This window comes from Rhodobacter maris (assembly GCF_900217815.1).
Classification (GTDB): domain Bacteria; phylum Pseudomonadota; class Alphaproteobacteria; order Rhodobacterales; family Rhodobacteraceae; genus Rhodobacter; species Rhodobacter maris.
On record NZ_OBMT01000001.1, the window covers coordinates 278949 to 299655 of the forward strand.

At 65.1% G+C, this 20707-nt stretch carries 14 protein-coding genes; 2 read left to right on the plus strand and 12 right to left on the minus strand.

Annotated features, from left to right (window positions below; translation table 11 throughout):
- The first annotated feature begins 191 nt into the window (after positions 1-191).
- Complete coding sequence (locus CRO22_RS01300; protein ID WP_097068302.1) at positions 192-2222, plus strand: YgiQ family radical SAM protein; 2031 nt, start codon at positions 192-194, stop codon at positions 2220-2222.
- An 11-nt stretch (positions 2223-2233) separates the two neighbouring features.
- On the opposite strand, the gene CRO22_RS01305 is transcribed toward CRO22_RS01300, so the two are convergent.
- The 11 genes from CRO22_RS01305 to CRO22_RS01355 form a co-directional block, all read right to left on the minus strand.
- On the minus strand, positions 2234-3514 hold the full coding sequence (locus CRO22_RS01305) for an RsmB/NOP family class I SAM-dependent RNA methyltransferase (protein WP_245860846.1): 1281 nt from the start codon (positions 3512-3514) through the stop codon (positions 2234-2236).
- Positions 3515-3818: 304 nt separating this feature from the next.
- On the minus strand, positions 3819-4694 hold the full coding sequence (locus CRO22_RS19110; RefSeq protein ID WP_245860847.1) for a 3'-5' exonuclease: 876 nt from the start codon (positions 4692-4694) through the stop codon (positions 3819-3821).
- A gap of 1222 nt (positions 4695-5916) precedes the next feature.
- On the minus strand, positions 5917-6309 hold the full coding sequence (locus CRO22_RS01315) for a response regulator transcription factor (protein ID WP_097068304.1): 393 nt from the start codon (positions 6307-6309) through the stop codon (positions 5917-5919).
- Between the two features lies 1 nt (position 6310).
- On the minus strand, positions 6311-6817 hold the full coding sequence (locus tag CRO22_RS01320; protein WP_097068305.1) for a hypothetical protein: 507 nt from the start codon (positions 6815-6817) through the stop codon (positions 6311-6313).
- The gene (locus tag CRO22_RS01325; RefSeq protein WP_097068306.1) at positions 6818-8644 is read right to left on the minus strand and encodes a DUF294 nucleotidyltransferase-like domain-containing protein; all 1827 of its coding nucleotides are present in this window, start codon (positions 8642-8644) and stop codon (positions 6818-6820) included.
- 87 nt (positions 8645-8731) lie between these two features.
- The gene (locus CRO22_RS01330; protein ID WP_097068307.1) at positions 8732-10603 is read right to left on the minus strand and encodes a sodium:solute symporter family protein; all 1872 of its coding nucleotides are present in this window, start codon (positions 10601-10603) and stop codon (positions 8732-8734) included.
- A 17-nt stretch (positions 10604-10620) separates the two neighbouring features.
- Positions 10621-10878, minus strand: coding sequence for a DUF4212 domain-containing protein (locus CRO22_RS01335; RefSeq protein ID WP_097068308.1), 258 nt, complete (start codon positions 10876-10878; stop codon positions 10621-10623).
- 63 nt (positions 10879-10941) lie between these two features.
- Positions 10942-11643 carry an adenylate kinase gene (locus tag CRO22_RS01340; protein ID WP_097068309.1) on the minus strand — a complete coding sequence of 234 codons (702 nt, stop codon included), beginning with the start codon at positions 11641-11643 and terminating at the stop codon, positions 10942-10944.
- 3 nt (positions 11644-11646) lie between these two features.
- Positions 11647-13617, minus strand: coding sequence for an acetate--CoA ligase (gene acs, locus CRO22_RS01345; protein ID WP_176518511.1), 1971 nt, complete (start codon positions 13615-13617; stop codon positions 11647-11649).
- A 347-nt stretch (positions 13618-13964) separates the two neighbouring features.
- Complete coding sequence (locus CRO22_RS01350) at positions 13965-15608, minus strand: SulP family inorganic anion transporter (RefSeq protein WP_097068310.1); 1644 nt, start codon at positions 15606-15608, stop codon at positions 13965-13967.
- 72 nt (positions 15609-15680) lie between these two features.
- Positions 15681-17972, minus strand: a complete 2292-nt coding sequence (locus CRO22_RS01355; protein ID WP_097068311.1) for a glycosyl hydrolase family 28-related protein — start codon at positions 17970-17972, stop codon at positions 15681-15683.
- A 187-nt stretch (positions 17973-18159) separates the two neighbouring features.
- Between CRO22_RS01355 and CRO22_RS01360 the strand changes: the two genes are divergently transcribed.
- Positions 18160-19038, plus strand: a complete 879-nt coding sequence (locus tag CRO22_RS01360) for a CHAD domain-containing protein (RefSeq protein WP_176518512.1) — start codon at positions 18160-18162, stop codon at positions 19036-19038.
- Here the strand turns inward: CRO22_RS01360 and CRO22_RS01365 are convergent, their stop codons facing one another.
- Positions 19039-20643, minus strand: a complete 1605-nt coding sequence (locus tag CRO22_RS01365) for a lysine--tRNA ligase (RefSeq protein ID WP_097068313.1) — start codon at positions 20641-20643, stop codon at positions 19039-19041.
- Positions 20644-20707: the final 64 nt, after the last annotated feature.

The window sequence follows — 20707 nt, forward strand, 5'->3', positions numbered from 1 at the left end:
AGAGTAGCCGTTTTTGCCGCTTGGCGAAAGATGATCAAATTTTGCGCGCCCGCCCCTGAACGTCCGACTATACGGGCCGGAGGAACCGGTGCAGCCCCTGTGTACCGGCGCGCCGCAGCGGGCGCGCGGCGCGCCTCCGAGCCCGCTGCGAGTCGAGTTGAATTCAGCGCAAGCACAGCTTAAAAAGGGCAATGATCACTTCCTCTGAAAATTCCCCCCTCCGGTCGCGCGAATGCGCGCCTTCCTGTGGCGCGGGAGCGGCGCCGTTCCTGCCGATGAGCCGCGCCGAGATGTCGGCGCTTGGCTGGGAAGATTGCGACATCATCCTTGTCACCGGCGATGCCTATGTCGACCACCCGAGCTTCGGCATGGCGATCATCGGGCGTCTGCTCGAATCCCGGGGGTTCCGTGTCGGTATCATCTCGCAGCCCGACTGGCAGTCGGCCGAGCCGTTCCGGGCACTGGGCCGTCCGCGGCTCTTCTTTGGTGTCACTGGCGGCAATATGGATTCGATGGTCAACCGCTACACCTCGGACCGCAGGCTGCGCCATGACGACGCCTATACGGCGGGCGGCGAAGGCGGCAAGCGGCCGGACCGCTGTACCATCGTCTATACCCAGCGCTGCCGCGAAGCCTACAAGGATGTGCCGGTGGTTCTGGGGGGCATCGAGGCCTCGTTGCGCCGCATCGCCCATTACGACTACTGGTCGGACAAGGTCCGCCGCTCGATCCTTGCCGATGCCAAGGCGGATCTGCTGATCTATGGCAATGCCGAGCGGGCGGTCGTCGAGGTCGCAAATCGTCTGGCTGCCGGCGAGGCGCCGCGCGATCTGTGCGACATCCGGGGCATTGCCCTGTTCCGCCCCGTGCCCGAAACGGTCACCGAACTGCCCGCCGACGATCTTGATTCCGCAGACGAGGGCGCCAGCCGCACCTCTGGCGACACGGTGATCCGGCTGCCCTCCTTCGAGCAGGTCGAGACCGATCGCGAGGCCTATGCGCGCGCCTCGCGGGTGCTGCACCGCGAGGCCAACCCGGGCAATGCCCGCCCGCTGGTGCAACGTCATGGCGACCGCGACCTCTGGCTCACGCCGCCACCGATCCCGCTGAGCACCGAGGAAATGGACGCGGTCTACGACCTGCCTTATGCCCGCGCACCGCACCCCTCCTATGGCGCGGCAAAGATTCCCGCCTGGGACATGATCAAGACCTCGGTCACGGTGATGCGCGGCTGTTTTGGCGGCTGCACCTTTTGCTCGATCACCGAACATGAGGGCCGTAAGATCCAGAGCCGCTCCGAGGCCTCGATCCTGCGCGAGATCGAACAGATCCGCGACAAGACGCCCGGCTTTGCGGGGGTGATTTCCGACATCGGCGGCCCTACCGCCAACATGTACCGGATGGCCTGCAAGGATCCGAAGATCGAGGCGGCCTGCCGGCTGCCCTCTTGCGTTTTTCCCGAGATCTGCCCCAACCTCGACACCTCGCATGACGACCTGATCCGGCTTTACCGCAAGGTGCGCGAGGTGAAGGGGGTGAAGAAAGTGATGGTTGCCTCGGGCGTGCGCTATGATCTCGCCGTGCGCAGCCCCGAATATATCCAGGAACTCGTCACGCATCACGTGGGCGGCTACCTCAAGATCGCGCCCGAACATACCGAGCGGGGCCCCCTTGACGTGATGATGAAGCCCGGCATCGGCACCTATGACCGGTTCAAGGAAATGTTCGATGCGGCAGCCAAGCAGGCGGGCAAGAAATACTATCTGATCCCCTATTTCATCGCCGCCCATCCGGGCACGACCGACAAGGACATGCTCAACCTCGCGCTCTGGCTGAAAAAGAACCGCTACCGCGCCGATCAGGTGCAGACCTTCCTGCCTTCGCCGATGGCGACGGCGACGGCGATGTATCACACTGGCGTCAACCCGCTCAAAGGGGTGCGCCGCGGCGCCTCCGAGCCGGTGGGCACGGTGCGGGGTGGACGGCAGCGGCGGCTGCACAAGGCCTTTTTGCGCTACCATGACCCCGAGAACTGGCCGCTTCTGCGCGAGGCTCTGAAAGCGATGGGGCGCGCCGACCTGATCGGCCCGGGCGCTCACCAGCTGGTGCCCGCCCATCAGCCGCCCGGAACCGCAAAGGCGGCGCCCAAGCGCAGCTCCTCGCGCCCCGGCCCGGGGGGGAAGACTTTCACCACGAAGGGCGTGCCGTTTCCGAAGAAATGAGCTCCGGCGGATCAGGCAGGCCCGGCCTCGGGCTGCACCTGCCGGCTCAACACCGCGGCGAAGAAGCCATCGGTATCGTGGCGGGCGGGCGTCAGCGACAGATAGTCCGGATGCGCCGAGCCTCTGATCTGCGGCGCGGCCTCCGACAGTGGCACGACCCGAAATTCCGGATGCGTCGCGAGAAACGCAGCCACCTGGACCTCGTTCTCCTCCGACAGCAAAGAACAGGTCGCGTAAACGAGCCGCCCGCCCGACTTCACGAGGCGCGCCGCGCTGGCAAGGATCCGGGCCTGCAAGGCCGCGAGCCCGTCGAGCCCCTGCTCCTGCGGAGTGCTCCAGCGGGCATCGGGATTGCGCCGCCAGGTGCCGGTGCCCGAGCAGGGAGCATCGACCAGAACGCGGTCGAAACTGCCCTTGTGGCGCTTCACCCAGCGGTCTGTCTCGCTCGTCAGAAGCCGGGTCTCGGCATTTTGCAACCCGGCCCTCCGGGCGCGTTCGGCACAGCGTTTCAGCCGACCCTCGTTGATGTCGCAGGCGATGATCCGGCCCTTGTTCGTCATCTGCGCCGCCATCGCCAGCGTCTTGCCGCCCGCTCCCGCACAAAAATCCACCACGCGATCGCCGGGCCGGGCATCAACCAGAAGCGCGACCAGCTGCGAGCCCTCGTCCTGAATTTCGATCTCGCCGTTCTTGAGCGCGACAAGACGCGCGAGAGAGGGGCGCTCCCGCACCCGAATGCCATGGGGGGCCCGCTGCGAAAGCTCGGCGCTCAGGCCAAGCTCCTGCAAGCCTCGCAGCGCCGCCGCGCGCGTCGATTTGAGCGTATTGACACGCAGATCGAGCGGCGCCGGGGTCAACAGCGCCGTCATCTCGGCCGCGAAATCCTCTCCGAAACGCCGCCGCAGCGCCTCGGCCGCCCAGTCCGGGCATTCGAGGCACACCTCTTCAGGCATGGCCGGGTGGTTGATCGTGCCGCCATGCAGCTTGACCATGAGCGTCTGTTCCGGCTCCGTCAGCGCGGCGGGCGCGAATTTCGCGCCGGAAAAGAGCCGCTGCATTTGCGTGAGCGACCTGCGCTCGGCAAGCGTCAGCCATGTCAGAAGGCGGTTGCGGGGCGTGTCCCGGCGCCCGTGTCTCTCAAGCCACCAGCCCAGCCGCGCATGATGGCGTAGCAGCGCCTGCAGCAAGGCGATGATCTCACCCCGGTCTCGTTCGCCAATCTGGCGGCGTGCCCGGAACCAGGCAGAGACGACAGCATCCGCGGGGCGCGCGGTCAGGCCGATTTCAGACATCAGATCAAGGGTGGCTTGGAGCTGGGCAGCAGGGGTCACGGGGCAGACGATCGAATTGAAAACACAGGGAAAGGGCGGGAAGAACTCTGGTCACCGGACGGATCCGCGGCCGGTGACCAGTGGCCTTGCGGCACCTGTTGCGTATTTACGGGGAACAACCGCTTTTGGAAACCGGCATTCGTACCCCGGTGGGGAAGGCTCTGTCGCGAGACCGCGGCCACATGAAGAGGCTACGACCGGGCAAGACCCGGAAGCTCCGGCCTTGACCTCTCAGGGGCGCACACTGCCGCCAGCGACCGGCCCCTCACCCGTTGAGATCTTTGAGCAGCCGCCCGTGCTGGCGCACTTCTGCCACGACATCGCCAAAGGTCACGAGCCCGCGCGCCTTGAGCGCGGGGAGCAGTTTCAGGAAGGCATCCGCCGTGGCCACCGTATCGCCGATCGCGGTATGGCGGGCCTCTTCGGGGATGGTGATGCCGAGCCGGTGGGTGAGCGCGTCAAGGCTGTGACCTTCGGACTGCCCGAAAACCACGGCCGAAAGAAGCACCGTATCGAGCACCGGATGGTCGAAGCTGAGCCCGATCACCCCCTCCTTGCGGCGCAGGAATTCCAGATCGAAGGGCGCGTTATGGGCGACGAGCACCGCCCCTTCCGCGAATTTGTGAAACCGTCGCCCGACCTCGACGATACCGGGCGCCTCGGCCACCATCGCTTCCGAGATCCCGTGCACCGCAGTCGAGACCGCGGGGATCGGCCGTCCCGGATTGACCAAGGTGTCGAACACCTCACTCTCCACACGCCGGCCATTGACGATGCGCACCGCGGCGATCTGCACGATTTCATCGCCTTCGGAGGGCAAAAGCCCCGTCGTCTCGGTGTCGAAGACAACGAAGGTGAGCCGGTCGAGCGGGGTCTGGGCCACCTCGCCCTCGCGCGCCCGGCCCAGCAGGTCGAAATCATAGACCACCGCGCGCGGTACCGGCGGCGGCCGTTTCGAAGCGCGGCGTGCCTCGCGCAACGGAATGCAGATCCGCCCGCGGCCCGGCCCCAGATCCTCGGGCCAGATCTCGGAGGCATGGCCGCAATCACCCGCCGCCCGGTCACATCTTCCATCCCGACTTCGAGCGGCTGGTCGAGCCAGCGCTCGAGAACGGAGATCGGCACCCGCTCGCCCCGCCATTCAAGCGCGATCAGCGCCCCCGCCCCCTCCTCGATGATCTCGAGCCGTTTTTCATGCCGCTCGGGGCCAAGTTCGCGCCCGAGCATTGCCAGCAGCGAGACCATCTCGAAGCCTTCAATGCGCAGGATGAGCGGCGCGGTGACCGGCGTGATCTCCTCGCCCGAGGCGGCGAGCCGCGCCCGCACCGCCTCGCCCAGATCGGAGGCGCGCACCATCGAGAGCGCGCCCCAGTCGCTGCGCATGGCCTCGTGGCGCTCGAACAGCGTATGGATCGCCGCGCCGAGATTGGCCGCCTCCTCACGCGCGGCACCGCGCAACCGGGCCCGCGCCGCGGGTTCGCTCGGCCCGTCATCAGCGATGAGCACCCCGGTGAGCGATTGCAGCGCCGCCGCCGGGCGGCGGATGCGGTCGAAAAGCTCGTCCATCAGCGCCTCACGCCGGGCGTGCGCGCGCATGTCGGCCGACACGTCGCGCAGCGTGAGCACATAGCCCGCGCGGCGCGTGACGTGGTGATCCTCGCCCTCGGAGATGAGCCGCATCCGCGCCGCGAGCGTCTTGCCATCGGCGGTGGTGGCGCAGAGAAGATCGGAGGCAGCGTCGGGGTCGTCGGTCTCCAGAAGCCGCGCATAGGCATGCAGGATCGGCGCCGGGTGGAGATAATCGAACACCCGCCGGTCAAGCCCCGGCGCATGGGTGCCGCCCAGAAGATCGGTCGCCTGACCGTTATAAAACACAAGTTGATGCGCCGCGGTGCAGAGCAAAACGCCCACCGGCACATCGCTGAGCAGGGTTTCGAGCCGGTCTTTTTCCTGCGCAAGCCGGGTGGTCTCGCGTTGCACGGATTCAGTGAGCGCGGAGCGGGTCTCGTTCAGATGGCGTGTGATCGCGGCGGCGGCGGGGGCAAGATCGCCCAGATAGCGCCCCGCCTCGGCGTCGAGATCGGTCTCGATCTGGGAATGCGTGCGCGCCCGGATCCCGCCTGCGAGCCGCTCGATGGGTTTGGCCACGTTTTCGTCGAAGAGAAACCAGACCGCCGTGATCAACCCGGTGATGACGAAGCCCGCAACCACGCCGCCGATGATGAAGCCATCGAGCGCTTCGGGCTCTCCCAGTTTCTCGAAGCCGAACACAAGCCCCGCTACCAGCGCGACGATATTGCCCAGAGCCAGCGCCGCGAAAAACAGGAAGACGCGCAGGCGCAGGCTGAGACGGGCAAGGCGCATCACGCCCCTCCCGCGTCGAGCAGCCGGTGCACCTCGTCGCGCAATTCCTTCAATTCGAAAGGCTTGGCGATGAATCCATCGGCGCCGAGCGCCAGCCCCTTGCGCCGCTCCATCGCCGAGCCGCGCGCTGTCATCATCAGGATCTTCACTTCGGAAAGGCCGCGGTCGGCGCGAACCTCCTGGCAGATCTCATAGCCCGAAACCTCGGGCAACATCACGTCCAAAAGCACGAGGTCGGGTTGTTCGGCGCGGATCCGGTCAAGCGCTCCGCGGCCGGTCGCGAGACGGTCATGGTCGAACCCTTCGCGGCTCATCAGATAGTCGAGCGCGATGGCGATATTGTCCTCGTCCTCGATGATCAGCACGCGCCGCTTTCTGCCCGGCTCATTCATCTCAACCTCCCGCACAGGCGGCCTGGAGCCCGGCATCGTTCTGGGACGAGGCCATCCAGTTGGCCGCATCCAGCCCGCCCCCCCCCAGGATCGCCTGCCGGCGCCCCGCACAATCGTAAACAACGGCAACCGGTTGCACGGGCTGCCAGCGCGCCACAAGATAGAGGTTGACCGCAACAAGATCAGGTTCGGGCCGGGTGGCGGCCCCGGTGTCGAGCGCAACAAACCGGTTCGTCACCGGCCAGAGATAAGTCCAGGGGCGCCAGGCCTCCGCCTCGGCATTGGCCTGCACCACCACCGCCCCTTCGGGCAAGCGCGATTTTGCCTCGGCAAACCAGGCATATTCGCCCCAGATCGTCACGCCGAGCATCGCAAGCCCCGCCGCCGTCGGCATCAGCCAGCGCGGCAACTCGCGCCCGGAGAGCTTGCGCGTGGCGTGGCGCAACACGAAAACCATCAGCCCGGCCAGCAGGCCTGCCGCGATCATCGTGATGAAGTCATTGACCATTCAGCTCACCACCGCCTTGCTGTGCCCAACCGCCGATTGCATCGTGCGCACCACGACGAAAGCGTCGCGCAGATGCGAGCGCTCGAAATCGCTCAGATCGGAGGGGGCGAGGAAATTGTCGGGCTTGCGGCCCGCGCGGATCAGCGTGGCCTGATTTTCAAGCCGCATCGTGGCAATGAGATCATAGGCCTCGATCAGATCGCGCGCGCCGGAGGGCGAGATCACGCCCGTCTCCTCGGCGGCCTTCAGCCGGGCACGGGTGTTGGCGGGGGGCAGTTTGCCCTGCAGCGCATAGATGCGCGCCAGATCGGCCACCGGCACCACGCCGTTCATCTTCAGGTCGATATGGTTGCGGTGCTCGCCCGAACGGATCGTGGCGAAGCCGCGAATGAGGCCAAGGGGCGGCGTGTGCTTGAGCGAATTCGAGATCATATGCGCCACGAAGATCGAGTTTTTCGCAGCCATGGCGAGGGTTTCGGCATGGAGCGCCTCGAACATGGCAATGCCACCTCCGCCAATCGGGCGCAGGTCGAACATCACCGAGGCGAGCATCTGCGCCTCCGGGTTGGGCGTGTTGATCCAGCCGAGGAAATAGTCACGCCAGACACGCGCCGGCTGGCACCAGCGCGGGCTCATCGCCATCATCTCGCCGGGGCAATAGACGTAGCCACATTCGTTAAGACCGTCGCAGACGATCTTGGCCAGCGCCTGAAAATAGGCCATGTCTTCCGCTGTCGCGGCATCGTCGAAAATCAGGCAATTGTCCTGATCGGAAACGCCGGTCTGTTCCTGCCGGCCCTGCGAGCCGCAGGCGAGCCAGAGATAGGGCACGGGCGGCGCGCCCAGTTCGCGTTCCGCCATCACCAGAAGGCGGCGGGTGACCGCATCGGCGATATCGGTGACAAGGCGGGTGACGACTTCGTGGCTGTGATGCCCGCCGACAAGCTGAGTGAGCAGTTGCGGGATCCGCGCGGTGACGGCGGCCATCTCGGCCACGGTCTCGGCGCTCACCACGTCGCGGATGAGCACCGCCGAGGAGACCGCCTGAAAGCGCGTCAGATCGGTCTGGGTGATCATGCCGACAAAGCGGCCCTGCTCGGTGATCGGCAGATGGCCGATGCGCCGCTCAAGCATGATATGCAAGATATCCGAGCCGAGCGCGGTGGGCGGCAGGCTCACCGGATCGGCGGTCATCACCTCGGCCACCGGGGTGGTGCCGGGCATCTCGGAGGCGAGCACCTTGTTCGCCAGATCGCGCACGGTGATGATGCCCAGAAGTCGCTCCGCCTCCGCCACCACGCCCAGCGAGGAGACATGCGCATCGCGCATCATCTGCGCGGCGCTCACCACCGTGGTTTCCGGCCCGCAGAACAAGGGCTTGCGGGCAATCAGATCGGCCACTTTCTGGGTGGCGATGTCATTGGAGACCTTCTCGCCGCGCTTGCGGTTGAAGAAGCGCTCGAACGACGGATAGGTCTCGATCAGCCGCTTGAAGGTGGGCGTGGGCAGGACGAGGCAGATCGTCTGCTCGCTTGCCTTCGCCTGCGTGGCGGCAAGCCCGTCGCGCAAAATCCCGCGCTCGCCAAAGGAGTTGCGCGGACCGAGGAGGGAGACCAGCCCGCCATTGCCATCGGTGATTTCCACCGCGCCCTGCTTGATCAGGTAAAGCCCCCCGATCGGGGTCTGGTAGACATAGATCAGCGCCTCGGGGCGAAATTCCATGCGGCGGAAGGAACTGGCCACATCGGCCAGCTCGTCACGCGGCAGGGTGTCGTAGGGGTGCACCGTTTCCAGAAAGGCGATGATGGCCTGACGATCGGTTTCCATGACAATCTCCTCGCAGGGGATCCCCGCAGCTGTAGCGGGCGGGGTGCGGGCGGGAAAGATCCCCGCCCGCGGTTTTCAGGATTTGGCTCAGTGGCCAGTCGCCGCACCGGCACCTTTCGGCACACGGATCGACTCGACGAGCGAGACCACGTTCGCCGGAACCGGCCGGGTCATCGCCGTCACCGTAAAGGCCACGGCGAAGTTGATCAGCGCGCCCACGGCCCCGAAGGCGGTCGACTTGATGCCGAGGAAGAGCGGCGCCGAGTCCGAGAACGAGGCGGTCGAGGCGACGAAGAACCAGCCCTTGTGCAGGAAGATGTAGACCACCGTCGCGATCAGACCGGCGAGCATGCCCGCGATCGCACCAGTCGAGTTCACCTTCTTCGAGAAGATGCCCATCATCAGCGCCGGGAAGATCGACGAGGCGGCCAGACCGAAGGCGAGCGCCACGGTTTGCGCGGCAAAGCCGGGCGGGTTGAGGCCGAGCCAAGTCGCCACGCCGATCGCCACCGCCATCGAGATCCGGGCGGCCATCAGCTCGCCTTTTTCCGAGATGGAGGGGTTGATCTGGCCCTTGATCAGGTCGTGCGACACGGCGGACGAGATCGCCATCAGAAGGCCCGCAGCGGTCGAGAGCGCGGCGGCCAGACCACCGGCGGCCACAAGCGCAATCACCCAGGACGGAAGCCGCGCGATCTCGGGGTTGGCAAGCACCATGATGTCGTTGTTCACGGTGAGCTCGTTGCCTTTCCAGCTCGCAGCCTGCGGGTTGGTGGCGGCAAGTTTCGCAGCGCCAGCGGCGGCAGCTTCGTCGAACGCAGCTTGCGCAGCGGCGATCGCGGCTTCATCCCCGGCTTTCTTGGCATCGGCCAGAGCGGTCGCCTGTTTGGTGGCACCGTCGTTGTAGTACTGGATCATGCCGTCGCCGTTCAGGTCGGTGACCTTCAGCAGCCCGGTCTTGGTCCAGTTGTCCACCCATTCCGGCGTGTCCGCCATCGCGAGCGGCGCGTTTTGCGGGCCGTTCGGGAAGAAGGTGTTGATCAGGTTCACGCGCGCCATCGCCGCCACCGCAGGCGCGGTGAGGTAGAGAAGCGCGATGAAGACGAGCGCCCAGCCGGCCGAGGAACGGGCATCCGCCACTTTCGGCACGGTGAAGAAGCGCACGATCACATGCGGCAGACCCGCGGTGCCGATCATCAGCGAGACGGTGAACAGGAACAGGTTCAGCGTGTTGTCCGACTGCGCGGTGTAGGATTTGAAGCCCAGATCGGCGAGCAGACCATTGAGCGTTTCCAGGAGCGGCGTGCCGGTCGCGGTCGCGTCGGAGAACAGGCCGAGCGGGGGGATCGGGTTGCCGGTCAGGTTGAGCGAGATGAAGATCGCCGGGATCGTGTAGGCGATGATCAGCACGACATATTGCGCCACCTGCGTGTAGGTGATGCCCTTCATGCCGCCGAGCACGGCATAGGCGAACACGATCGCCGCACCGATATAGAGGCCGGTCGAGGCTTTCACCTCAAGGAAGCGCGAAAAGGCCACGCCCACACCCGACATCTGACCGATCACATAGGTGATCGAGATGATCAGGAGCGCGATCACCGCGATCACGCGGGCCGTGCCCGAGTAGAAGCGGTCGCCAATGAATTCCGGCACAGTGAACTTGCCGAACTTGCGCAGATAGGGGGCGAGCAGCATGGCAAGGAGCACATAGCCGCCGGTCCAGCCCATCAGATAGGCTGAGGTGTCATAACCGCCGAAGGCGATGATCCCGGCCATCGAGATGAAAGAGGCGGCCGACATCCAGTCCGCGCCGGTGGCCATGCCGTTCAGAACGGGGTGGACGCCACCGCCCGCGGCATAGAACTCTGCGGTCGAGCCCGCGCGGGCCCAGATCGCGATGCCGAAGTAGAGCGCGAAAGTGGCGCCCACAACGATCAGGTTGAGGGTAAATTGATCCATTTTTTCAATAACCTCCCTTACTCATCCACGCCGTGTTCGCGGTCGAGTTTGTTCATGCGGAACGCGTAAGCGAAGATCAGCACGAGAAAGACGAGGATCGACCCTTGCTGGGCGAACCAGAAGCCGAGATCGGTGCCGCCGATGCCGATGCCAGCCAGCATCGGACGCAGCAAGATGCCGAAACCGAACGAGCAGACAAACCAGATCACGAGAAAGATCAGGATCGTCTGGATGTTCGCTTTCCAATAGGCATTGGACGAAGAATTGTCCGCCATGAGCGTTACTCCCTGTTTGTTTTTCTCCGAACGGGCCCCCCTCCAGAGGCCCGTTCCTCCCCTTCAGGCCGAGACGCGCGAGACGATCGACCCGAGATCGGAAGCGACCGCATCGATGGAGCCCATCGCGTCGACCGTCTCCAGAACGCCGAGCGCCCGATAATGGGCAATCAGCGGCGCCGTCTGCGCGTGGTAGGCCTCCAACCTGGCCCGCGCCGTATCGGCAGTGTCGTCGGCGCGGCGCTTGAAGGCCGTGCCGCCACATTTGTCGCAAGTGCCCGAGGTTTCGGGCAGCTTGAAGGCATCGTGATAGCCCTCGCCGCAGTCGGCGCAGGTATAGCGGCCTGCGACGCGCGCGATCATCGCGAGGTCATCGACCTCGAGGCTGATCGCGGCGGTGACGCGCTGGCCCGCTTCGGCCAGAAGCGCATCCAGCGCGGCAGCCTGGCCTGCGGTGCGCGGAAAACCATCAAGGATGACACCCGCCTTCACATCGGGCGCGGCCATGCGGTCTTTCAGGATCGCCAGCACGATCTCGTCGGAGACGAGCCCGCCCGCTTCCATCACCGCCTTGGCGGCAAGGCCCGCTTCGCTGCCCGCGGCGACGGCCGCGCGCAACAGATCGCCGGTGGAGAGCTGGATCAGCCCGAAGCGCTCTTCCAGCATCCGCGCCTGCGTGCCCTTGCCCGCGCCCGGAGGCCCGAGCAGGATCAGCACGGCGGGGATGGTGGCGGCGCCCTGTTGACGGTCAACCAGGGCTTCCATCGCTCACGCCCGGTTCATGCGGTTGTCGATCAGCTCCTGCACCACCGAGGGGTCGGCCAGCGTGGAGATGTCACCCAGCGCGCCGTAATCGTTCTCGGCGATCTTGCGCAGGATGCGGCGCATGATTTTGCCCGAGCGCGTTTTCGGCAGGCCCGGCGCCCATTGGATCAGGTCGGGCGAGGCGATCGGGCCGATTTCGGTGCGGACCCATTTGACGAGATCTTTGCGCAGTTCCTCGCTGGGTTCGACCCCGTTCATCAGCGTGACATAGGCGTAGATGCCCTGCCCCTTGATGTCATGCGGGTAGCCCACCACGGCGGCCTCGGCCACTTGCTGATGCGCGACAAGCGCACTTTCGACTTCCGCCGTGCCCATCCGGTGGCCCGAGACGTTGATCACGTCATCGACGCGGCCGGTGATCCAGTAGTAGCCGTCCTTGTCGCGGCGGCAGCCGTCACCGGTGAAGTAATAGCCGCGATACTGGCCGAAATAGGTCTCCTGGAAGCGGTCATGGTCGCCCCAGACGGTGCGCATCTGGCCCGGCCAGCTGTCGGAGATGCACAGCACCCCCTCGCATTCCACCTCACCGATACGGACCGCCGTTTGCGGGTCGAGCACGACGGGCTTGACGCCGAAGAACGGGTTGGTGGCCGAGCCCGGTTTCGTCGGCGTCGCACCGGGCAGCGGCGTGATCATGTGGCCGCCGGTCTCGGTCTGCCAGAACGTGTCGACGATCGGGCATTTGCCCTTGCCGATATGTTTGTCATACCAGACCCAGGCTTCGGGGTTGATCGGTTCCCCCACGGAGCCGAGCACCTTGAGGCTCGAGAGATCATATTTCTCGACCCATTCGGTGCCCTGCCCCATAAGCGCGCGGATCGCGGTGGGGGCGGTGTAGAACTGGTTGACCTTGTGCTTTTCACACACGGCCCAGAACCGGCCCGCATCCGGGTAGGTCGGCACGCCTTCAAACATCAGCGTGGTCGCGCCATTCGCAAGCGGGCCGTAGATGATGTAGCTGTGGCCCGTGACCCAGCCCACATCCGCGGTGCACCAGAACACATCGCCGTCCTGATAGTCGAAGGTGTATTGATGCGTCATCGCCGCATAGCAAAGATAGCCGCCGGTGGTATGCACCACGCCTTTCGGTTTGCCGGTCGAGCCCGAGGTGTAGAGGATGAAGAGCGGATCTTCCGCGTTCATCGGGCGCGGCGGGCATTCGGGCGAGACGTGTTCCATGAGGTAGAGCAGGTCGACGTCGCGGCCATGCACCCAGGAGATCTGGTCGCCGGTGCGCTTGACGACGAGGCAGCGCACCTTGTCCGAGCAGTGCAGCAGCGCGGCATCGGTATTCGCTTTCAAGGGCGTGCGGCGGCCACCGCGCGGCGCGGTATCGGCGGTGATGACAAGCTTCGCGCCGCAGTCGTTGATGCGGTTGGCGAGCGCGTCGGGCGAGAAGCCGGCAAAGACGATCGAATGGATAGCGCCAATACGGGCACAGGCGAGCATCGCATAGGCCGCTTCCGGGATCATCGGCAGATAGATCACCACCCGGTCGCCGCGCATGATGCCTTGGCTGAGCAGCACGTTCGCCATCCGGTTCACCTTCTCGGAGAGCTCCTTGTAGGTGATGTGCTGGGCGGGTTCGCTCGGATCATCGGGCTCGAAGATGATCGCGGTTTGCAGCGCGCGGTCGCGCAAATGGCGGTCGATGCAGTTGACCGAGGCGTTCAGAACCCCGTCTTCGAACCATTTGATCGAGACCTTGCCAAAGGTGAAATCGGTGTTCTTGACCTTGGTGTAAGGCGTCATCCAGTCCAGACGCTTGCCCTCGCGGCCCCAGAACGCATCTGGGTTCTCGATCGATTCCCGATACATCTCCAGATATTTCTGGTTATTCGCATGCGCGTTTTCAAAGCCCGCGGGCACGTCACGCATTTCCGGCGCGGCAACAGGTTGCGACTGGGTGTTCATGGCCTCTCCTCCCAAGATCATCGCGGCTCCCGGCCGCCTCTCGCCGCGAAGTCACCCCCGCAGCACTCTACCCCGAAGACAGTGTAAACCATTTGTGAGGCACCTGATAACCCCCTATTTGTAATGGATTTTTTTGTAAATTACTTTACTCTGGGGGCGATAACTATGTAAATTTCCTGACAGAGGCGGGGATTTGGCGCATGGTTTCAATTGCTTGGGGCGGGCCCGGCAGGCGCGTTAGCGCCATCAGGCGCGGCGGCCCGCCCGGCTGCGGCAGCGCACCGCACCTGCCCCGGCTTTCGGAGGCGGCACATGCTGCAAAGCAGCGAAATCGGGTGATTCGAGCCTCAGGCGTCGAGGCTGGCCAGCGCCGCGGCGGTATCGGCGCAATAGGTCAGCGCCGGGGGGGTGAGCCCCTGCGCGCGCATCGCCGCCTCAAGCGGCGCCGTCGCGCCGACCACGATCAACCGCCCCCCCTTGCGCGTCATCTTCTGCGAAAGCTGCAAGATCATCCGCGCGCCGGTCGAATCGACAAAGCCCACCTCGGAGACGTCGAGCAAGATCGCGCGGGGGCTCTGTACGATGTGATCGAGCACCGAGCCAAGCCGGGCGACCGAGCCGAAGAAGACCGCACCGCGCAGATGATAGGTGACGACATCGGCGCGCTGCGCATCCGCCGCTCCGACCGGCGCGCCGGGCGCGAGCCGCGTCATCTCCGCCATGCGGCGGATGAAGACGAGCCCGCCGAGCGCAAAGCCGATCACAATCCCCTCGGCGAGATCGCGGAAAGTGACGACGAGGAAAGTGACGATGAGCACCAGCGCATCTCCGCGCGAGGCGCGGATCAGGGCCGCCATCTCGTGCCGCTCGACCATATTCCAGGCGACGATGCCCAAAAGCCCCGCCAGCGCGGCAAGCGGGATATAGCCCGCCAGCGGCGCGGCCACGAGCAGGAAGGCCAGCACGAAGAGCGCATGCAACATCCCTGCCGCCGGTCCATGCGCGCCCGCGCGCACGTTGGTGGCGGTGCGCGCGATCGTGCCGGTGACGCAAAAACCGCCGAAAAGCGCCGCGCCCATATTGGCCACGCCTTGCGCCACGAGCTCTGTGTTGGAGCGGTGCTGGCTGCCCGACATGCCATCGGCCACCATCGCGGAGAGAAGCGATTCAATCGCGCCGAGCAACGTGAAACTCGCCGCCCAAGGCAGCGCCGCGCGGATCGCTTCAAGGCTGAAGGTGGGCAGATGCGGCGCGGGCAGAAGCCGCGGCAAGGCCCCAAAGCGCGACTGGATCGTCTCGACCGGAAGATGCAGGAGCGTGGCAAGAGCCGTGATCAGCGCAATCCCCAGAAGCAGGCTGGGCCAGCGCGGCGCAAAGCGCTTGAGCGCCTCGATCACCCCCACCGTCGCCAGCGCCACGGCGACGGCGGCCGGGGAGAGCGTATCACGTGCGGCCCAGAGTGCGGCGAGTTTCTCGATAATCGGTCCGGGCTCGGCACTGGCGAGATGCAGCCCCATCATGTCCTTGATCTGGCTCGCAAAGATGATCACACCAATGCCCGCGGTGAACCCCACCGTAACCGGGTAGGGCATGTAGCGGATCGTCTGGCCGAGGCGCAAAAGCCCCAGAACGGCGAGCATCGCCCCCGAGAGGAAGGTGGCGAGCGCCAGCCCGCTCACACCCGTTTGTTGCACGCAGGCGAGCACCAGCACGATGAAGGCGCCCGCGGGCCCGCCGATCTGGAACCGCGAGCCCCCGAGCGCCGAAACGAGAAAGCCGCCGACGATCGCGGTATAAAGTCCCCGCTCCGGCCCGACCCCCGATGCGATGGCGATGGCCATCGACAGCGGCAGGGCAACAATGGCAACAGTGAGCCCCGCGAGCAGATCGGCGCGGAGCCCGGCGAGGCCGTAGCCCTCACCCAGTACGGTGGCGGACATCGGCAACAGGGGCTCGCTCCCCTCCCCCTTGGGCAGGCGTGCTTCGCGCATGGCATCTCTTTGGTTCAGGATGAGGAGACAAGACGCCCCGCTCCCCCCCTTGTCAAGCGTCTGCCCGCCGGGTCAGTTCGGCGTGTCCATGCGCAGCCTCACATTCACCTTGCCCTTCACCGCCTCGGACCAGCTCAGCGTGATCTGATCCTTGGTCGCGCCCTGTTCGACTGTGGCGTAGGGCAGCGTATAGACCTTGCCGCCGCCGCTGTTGGTGATTGCCCCCACTGTCACCACGCTTTCGACATTGCGCGCCCAGCCGCCAAAGGGCAGGAAGGCTGCGCCATCCACGGTCCAGACCGATTGCGCGCTCGAGATTGTCGCCTGCACCATCACCGGGTTCACGGTCATCTGGTTGACGGCATTGAACATGTTGTTTTCGAAGACGACATTGCGCATGCGCGCATTGTCGAGCGCGGCGAAAGTGGTATCGACCTTCTCGATGCGCTCGATCGACCCGTTGAGCGATTTGAACACATTGCCCGTCACGCTCAGCCCATGCAGGAAATGCCCCGAGCCATAGGGCTTGACCGAGAACCAGGTCACCCAGGGCGCGCAGTTGATATGCACGAAGGTGTTGCCGGTGACGCTCAACCCGCCGAAGGAATAGCCGGTGCCGAAATCGGGGTCGGGGGAATATTCATTCGTCCATTCGATGATGTTGTCGTCGATGTAATTCCCCGTCACCGCCGATTGCACATTGGTCTGGCAAAAGACGAGGCCGGGCATCCGCGTGGCGGCGCTTTCATCATCGCCCTGAAACCAGTGATTGCCGACGATGAGATGCCCCGAGCCGTTGAAGATCATGGTCAGGCCGAAGCGCACGAAGATCGACTCGCGGATCTTGGCGTCATTGGCATTGACGTTGAGGCAAACCGAGCTGCGATCCTGCGCCCGCACCGTCATTTCATTCGAGAGGAAGTTGCACCGGTCCACCGTCAGGTTCTGGCAGCCGCGCCCGGGCGAGGTGATCCCCCGGTCCTTCGGCTTCACCACCCAGCAATCGCGCATCTGGAAATTCTCGCCCGCAGGCGCCAGCATCACCACACTGGCATAGCCGTTGCAGAGGAACTCGATATTATCGACCGTGAAGCGAGAAAGCGCCTCAAAGCCCGAGAAATCAAGAATGTAACGGTCGCGAGTGAAGGTGAGGGTCCGCGTGCCCGAGCCGCCATAGAACGGCTCGGAGAGGGTCAGCGAGCCCGCGCCGAGGTTTTTCGCCCGCACATAGACCTCGCGACCCACGCCCGTTCCGGTGATCCGCGCGCCCACCGGGATATTGGCGATATTCGCGACGCCGGTGAGCTGGTAGGGCTGCGCCACCGCATAAGTCGCTTGCGAGGTGACGACCGCGCTTGTCCAGGCGCTGCTCGCGATCACGTTGATCTGCCCGTTCGTCAGCACCCGACGGTTGGAAAAGCTTGTCACATCGGGAGAAATCGCCGCCACGTCGATCGGGCCGGAAAGCTCGACCCGCCGCCCGCAAAGATCGAAGCTGTTGTGATCGGTATAGCCCAGAAGCGCCTGAAGCCCCTTCTTCAGCGCCAGTTCCTCGTCGCCAAAGGCGCGCGTATAGCTCGGAAAGTCGAAATTCCCCTGCAACGCGAGCCGGGCGGCAACGGGCATGGTGAGCGTGCCGGTGAAGCGGATGGGCGATTCGATCAGGATCGAGGAACCAATGAGATACCGCCCCTCCGGCACCACGATGGTACGCCCCGCGGCGGCCGCGTCGGCAGCGGCGAAGGCGGCGCGGTCGTCCGTCACCCCGTCGCCCACTGCGCCAAAATCGCGCACATCGACACTGTCCATCATCTCGCGCAGGAAGGCCTCGGTGATGTCGATGATCTCAAGATCCTCGATCCGCACCACGCCGCCGGTCTGCCCGGTCAGATCGAGGCCGAAATGGCCATAGGCGGGCGCGGTGCCCCAGACCATGTCGACCCCGCCGCGCGGGCCCGAACCGACGATGGCGGTGATCGTCTCGACCTTGCCGTAAGCGCTCAGAGCCACGCTCGGCCCCCCCTCGACGAGCCCGCCCACATGGACATTCGCGGCGCTCATCGCGTAACCCGCGATCCGCACCGCCGGCAGATTGCCCGCGATGGCCTTCACCCTTGCGCGGATCTGCAGATAAATGCCGGGCCGGATCGGTGTCTGCCCCATGGAGCGCAGCTTTTGCGTCGTTTGCGTCTTCGTCATCTCAAGACAGGCGCCGAAATCGGCATCCGCCGGAACCAGCGCCGCGTTGCTCGCGCCGTCATAGCTGGCCGATCCCGCCGTGCCGTTCTCGCTCGACCACAGATCGAGCCCATCCTCGAAGGCGGGCGGCATCAGGCTCACCCCGTCGGTAATTGCGATGTTCATCCGTGTCCTCCGTTCGGCCCGCCGGTCGCCGCCGGACAGGCCCCCTCGCGAAGGGTCAGAGCTAGCCCGGATCGCTGAAGAACCGCTGAGAGGGCCGCGCGCTGCTTCGGGTTGCGGCTTTCGCGGATCTTGTCACATCGCTGTCGCATCCCCATGCTGCAGATGCATCATCGTCAAAGGAAGAGACATGGCGTTCATGCTGCCCCCCGACACGCTGCCCGTCACCTCGGCGATCCGCGCGCTCGCCCAGACCGAACTGACCGCCGCGCTGCATCTTGCGCGCGCACCCGCAGCCGATCTCTCGCCACTCCACGCCCTGCGCAAGCGGATCAAGAAAACCCGCGGCCTGCTGCGGCTCGTGGCCCCAGTATTTCCGGATTTCGACTCTGAAAACATAGCCTTGCGTGAGGCGGCTCTGGGTATTTCGGGGCTACGCGATGCCGAGGTGCTGCATGTGACACTGGCGCGGCTCACCGGCGAAAATGCGGCAGGCGATGCCGCGCGCACCCTGGCCGCCGCGCTTCCGCCGCCGGTTGTGCAGCCCGATCCGCAGGCGCTCGCGGAGTTCGCGGCCAAGATCGAAGCGGTGCTCGCACGGCTCCCGCAGTGGCGGTTCGAGGCCGAGGGCTGGGAGGCGCTCGCCCCCGGCCTCACCCGGACGCTGCATCAGGCGCAGCGCCGGATGAAGACCGCGGCGAAGAAGCCGAGCCCCGAACATCTGCACGCCTGGCGCTCGCGGGTGAAGCATCACTGGTACCATGCGCGGCTGCTCACGCCGATCTGGCCCGAGGTGATGGGCGCCCATGTCAGCACCGCCGATGCCCTGGGCGAAATGCTCGGTGATCACCACGACCTGTGCGTACTTCAGGCAACGCTCCCCGGCCCGCTTTCGCCGGAGGCGGCGCAGGCGCTCGGCGCGGCGATCGCCACGCGCAAGGCCACGCTCGAAGCGCGCGCCTTCGCGCAGGGCGCGCGCCTTTTGGCCGAGCCGCCCGAGGCGCTCGCGACGCGCTGGGGCAAATGGTATGCGCTCTGGCGCGAAGACTGCCTGAAGGGTGGGCTTTGATCAGCCCTTCACAAGTTCGCCCGCCAGCGCGCGTTTCATCAGCGCGATGGTCTCGGCAAGCCCGTAAAGCGCGATGAAGCCACCAAACCGCGGCCCCTGGGATTGGCCAAGGAGCACCTCGTAAAGCGCGGTGAACCAGCTGCGCAGGGGCTCGAACCCGTGCTCATTGCCCACGGCAAAGACAATGGTTTGCAGCCCCTCGGAGGGATCTTCGAACTGCTCGTGCAGATCGGTCGCGGGCAGCGCCTCGAGTCGGGCGAGCAGGTCTTCCATTGCCGCGCGTTCCTGATCAGAGGGCAGCCGGAAGGTCAGCCCCGGCGCCACGAAATCCTGGAAATAGCGCACAGCGAAGCCCGCCGCGGCGTCGAGATCGGGATGAGTTTCGGGGCTCGCCTCGGGCGCATAGCGCTTGATGAAGCCCCAGAGCCCGGCCTTGTCGGTGGCGCCGGCCACCGAGGCGAGATTGAGCAGCATCGCGAAGGGCACCACCATGTTCGAGACCGGGGGTTTGCCGCCATGGATATGCCAAACCGGGTTGTCGATCTGTTTTTCCACCGGTTGATCGGGGAAGGCACGCAATTGCTGGTGGTATTCATCCACCGCCTTCGGAATCACGTCCCACCACAACCGCTTCGCCGTTTTCGGCTTTTGATACATGAAGTATCCGAGGCTCTCGGTGGCAGCATAGGTCAGCCACTCGTCGATGGTGAGGCCGTTGCCCTTCGATTTGGAGATCTTCTGGCCCTGATCGTCGAGGAAAAGCTCGTAGGTGAAATGCTCGGGCGCCCGCCCGCCCAGCACCCGGCAGATGCCATCGTAAATCGGCGTATTCGTCGAGTGATCCTTGCCATACATCTCGAAATCGACATCGAGCGCGGCCCAGCGCATGCCAAAGTCGGGCTTCCATTGCAGCTTCACCTTGCCGCCGGTGACCGGCAGCGTCCATTCGCGCCCGTCCTCGTCGTCAAAGGTGATCTCGCCGTTTTTCGCGTCGACATTCTTCATCGGCACATAAAGCACACGCCCCGTTTCGGGGTGGATCGGCAGGAAGCAGGAATAGGTCTGCTGGCGCTCCTCGCGGAGCGACTTCAGCATGATTGCCATGATCTGCTCGTAGCGTTCGGCGCAGAGCATCAGCATGTCGTCGAACTTGCCGGATGTGTAGTATTCGGTGGCAGACGCGAATTCATACTCGAACCCGAAAGTGTCGAGGAAGCGGCGCAGCATGGCGTTGTTGTGATCGCCAAAGCTCGGGAATTCGCCAAACGGGTCCGGCACAGCGGTCAGCGGCTTCTGGATATTGGCCTTCAAAAGATCCTGCTGGGGCACGTTTTCGGGCACCTTGCGCATCCCGTCCATATCGTCGGAGAAACACAGAAGCTTCGTCGGAATGTCCGAGATGATCTCGAAGGCGCGGCGGATCATCGTGGTGCGCTGCACCTCGCCGAAGGTGCCGATATGCGGCAGGCCCGAGGGACCGTAGCCTGTCTCGAAGAGCACATAGCCCTTCTTCGGCGGCTCCTTTTCATAGCGTTTGAGCACCCGGCGCGCTTCCTCAAAAGGCCAGGCTTTGGAGTTCATCGCAGCGTCGCGCAGGGTGGTCATGATTGGTCCTCATCCGGGCGCCCCATGCGCCCCGCGCCTGACCTATTGAACGGGCGCGCCAAGG

What these genes read in the sequence shown, in the direction of transcription:
- CRO22_RS01315 (WP_097068304.1), bottom strand. Translation starts at nt 6,309, where the DNA reads ATGAATGAGCCGGGCAGAAAGCGGCGCGTGCTGATCATCGAGGACGAG.
- CRO22_RS01350 (WP_097068310.1), bottom strand. Translation starts at nt 15,608, where the DNA reads ATGCGCGAAGCACGCCTGCCCAAGGGGGAGGGGAGCGAGCCCCTGTTG.
- CRO22_RS01305 (WP_245860846.1), bottom strand. Translation starts at nt 3,514, where the DNA reads ATGTCTGAAATCGGCCTGACCGCGCGCCCCGCGGATGCTGTCGTCTCT.
- CRO22_RS01335 (WP_097068308.1), bottom strand. Translation starts at nt 10,878, where the DNA reads ATGGCGGACAATTCTTCGTCCAATGCCTATTGGAAAGCGAACATCCAG.
- CRO22_RS19110 (WP_245860847.1), bottom strand. Translation starts at nt 4,694, where the DNA reads ATGGCGGGGCGAGCGGGTGCCGATCTCCGTTCTCGAGCGCTGGCTCGA.
- CRO22_RS01365 (WP_097068313.1), bottom strand. Translation starts at nt 20,643, where the DNA reads ATGACCACCCTGCGCGACGCTGCGATGAACTCCAAAGCCTGGCCTTTT.
- CRO22_RS01300 (WP_097068302.1), top strand. Translation starts at nt 192, where the DNA reads ATGATCACTTCCTCTGAAAATTCCCCCCTCCGGTCGCGCGAATGCGCG.
- acs (WP_176518511.1), bottom strand. Translation starts at nt 13,617, where the DNA reads ATGAACACCCAGTCGCAACCTGTTGCCGCGCCGGAAATGCGTGACGTG.
- CRO22_RS01360 (WP_176518512.1), top strand. Translation starts at nt 18,160, where the DNA reads ATGGCGTTCATGCTGCCCCCCGACACGCTGCCCGTCACCTCGGCGATC.
- CRO22_RS01320 (WP_097068305.1), bottom strand. Translation starts at nt 6,817, where the DNA reads ATGGTCAATGACTTCATCACGATGATCGCGGCAGGCCTGCTGGCCGGG.
- CRO22_RS01340 (WP_097068309.1), bottom strand. Translation starts at nt 11,643, where the DNA reads ATGGAAGCCCTGGTTGACCGTCAACAGGGCGCCGCCACCATCCCCGCC.
- CRO22_RS01325 (WP_097068306.1), bottom strand. Translation starts at nt 8,644, where the DNA reads ATGGAAACCGATCGTCAGGCCATCATCGCCTTTCTGGAAACGGTGCAC.
- CRO22_RS01355 (WP_097068311.1), bottom strand. Translation starts at nt 17,972, where the DNA reads ATGAACATCGCAATTACCGACGGGGTGAGCCTGATGCCGCCCGCCTTC.
- CRO22_RS01330 (WP_097068307.1), bottom strand. Translation starts at nt 10,603, where the DNA reads ATGGATCAATTTACCCTCAACCTGATCGTTGTGGGCGCCACTTTCGCG.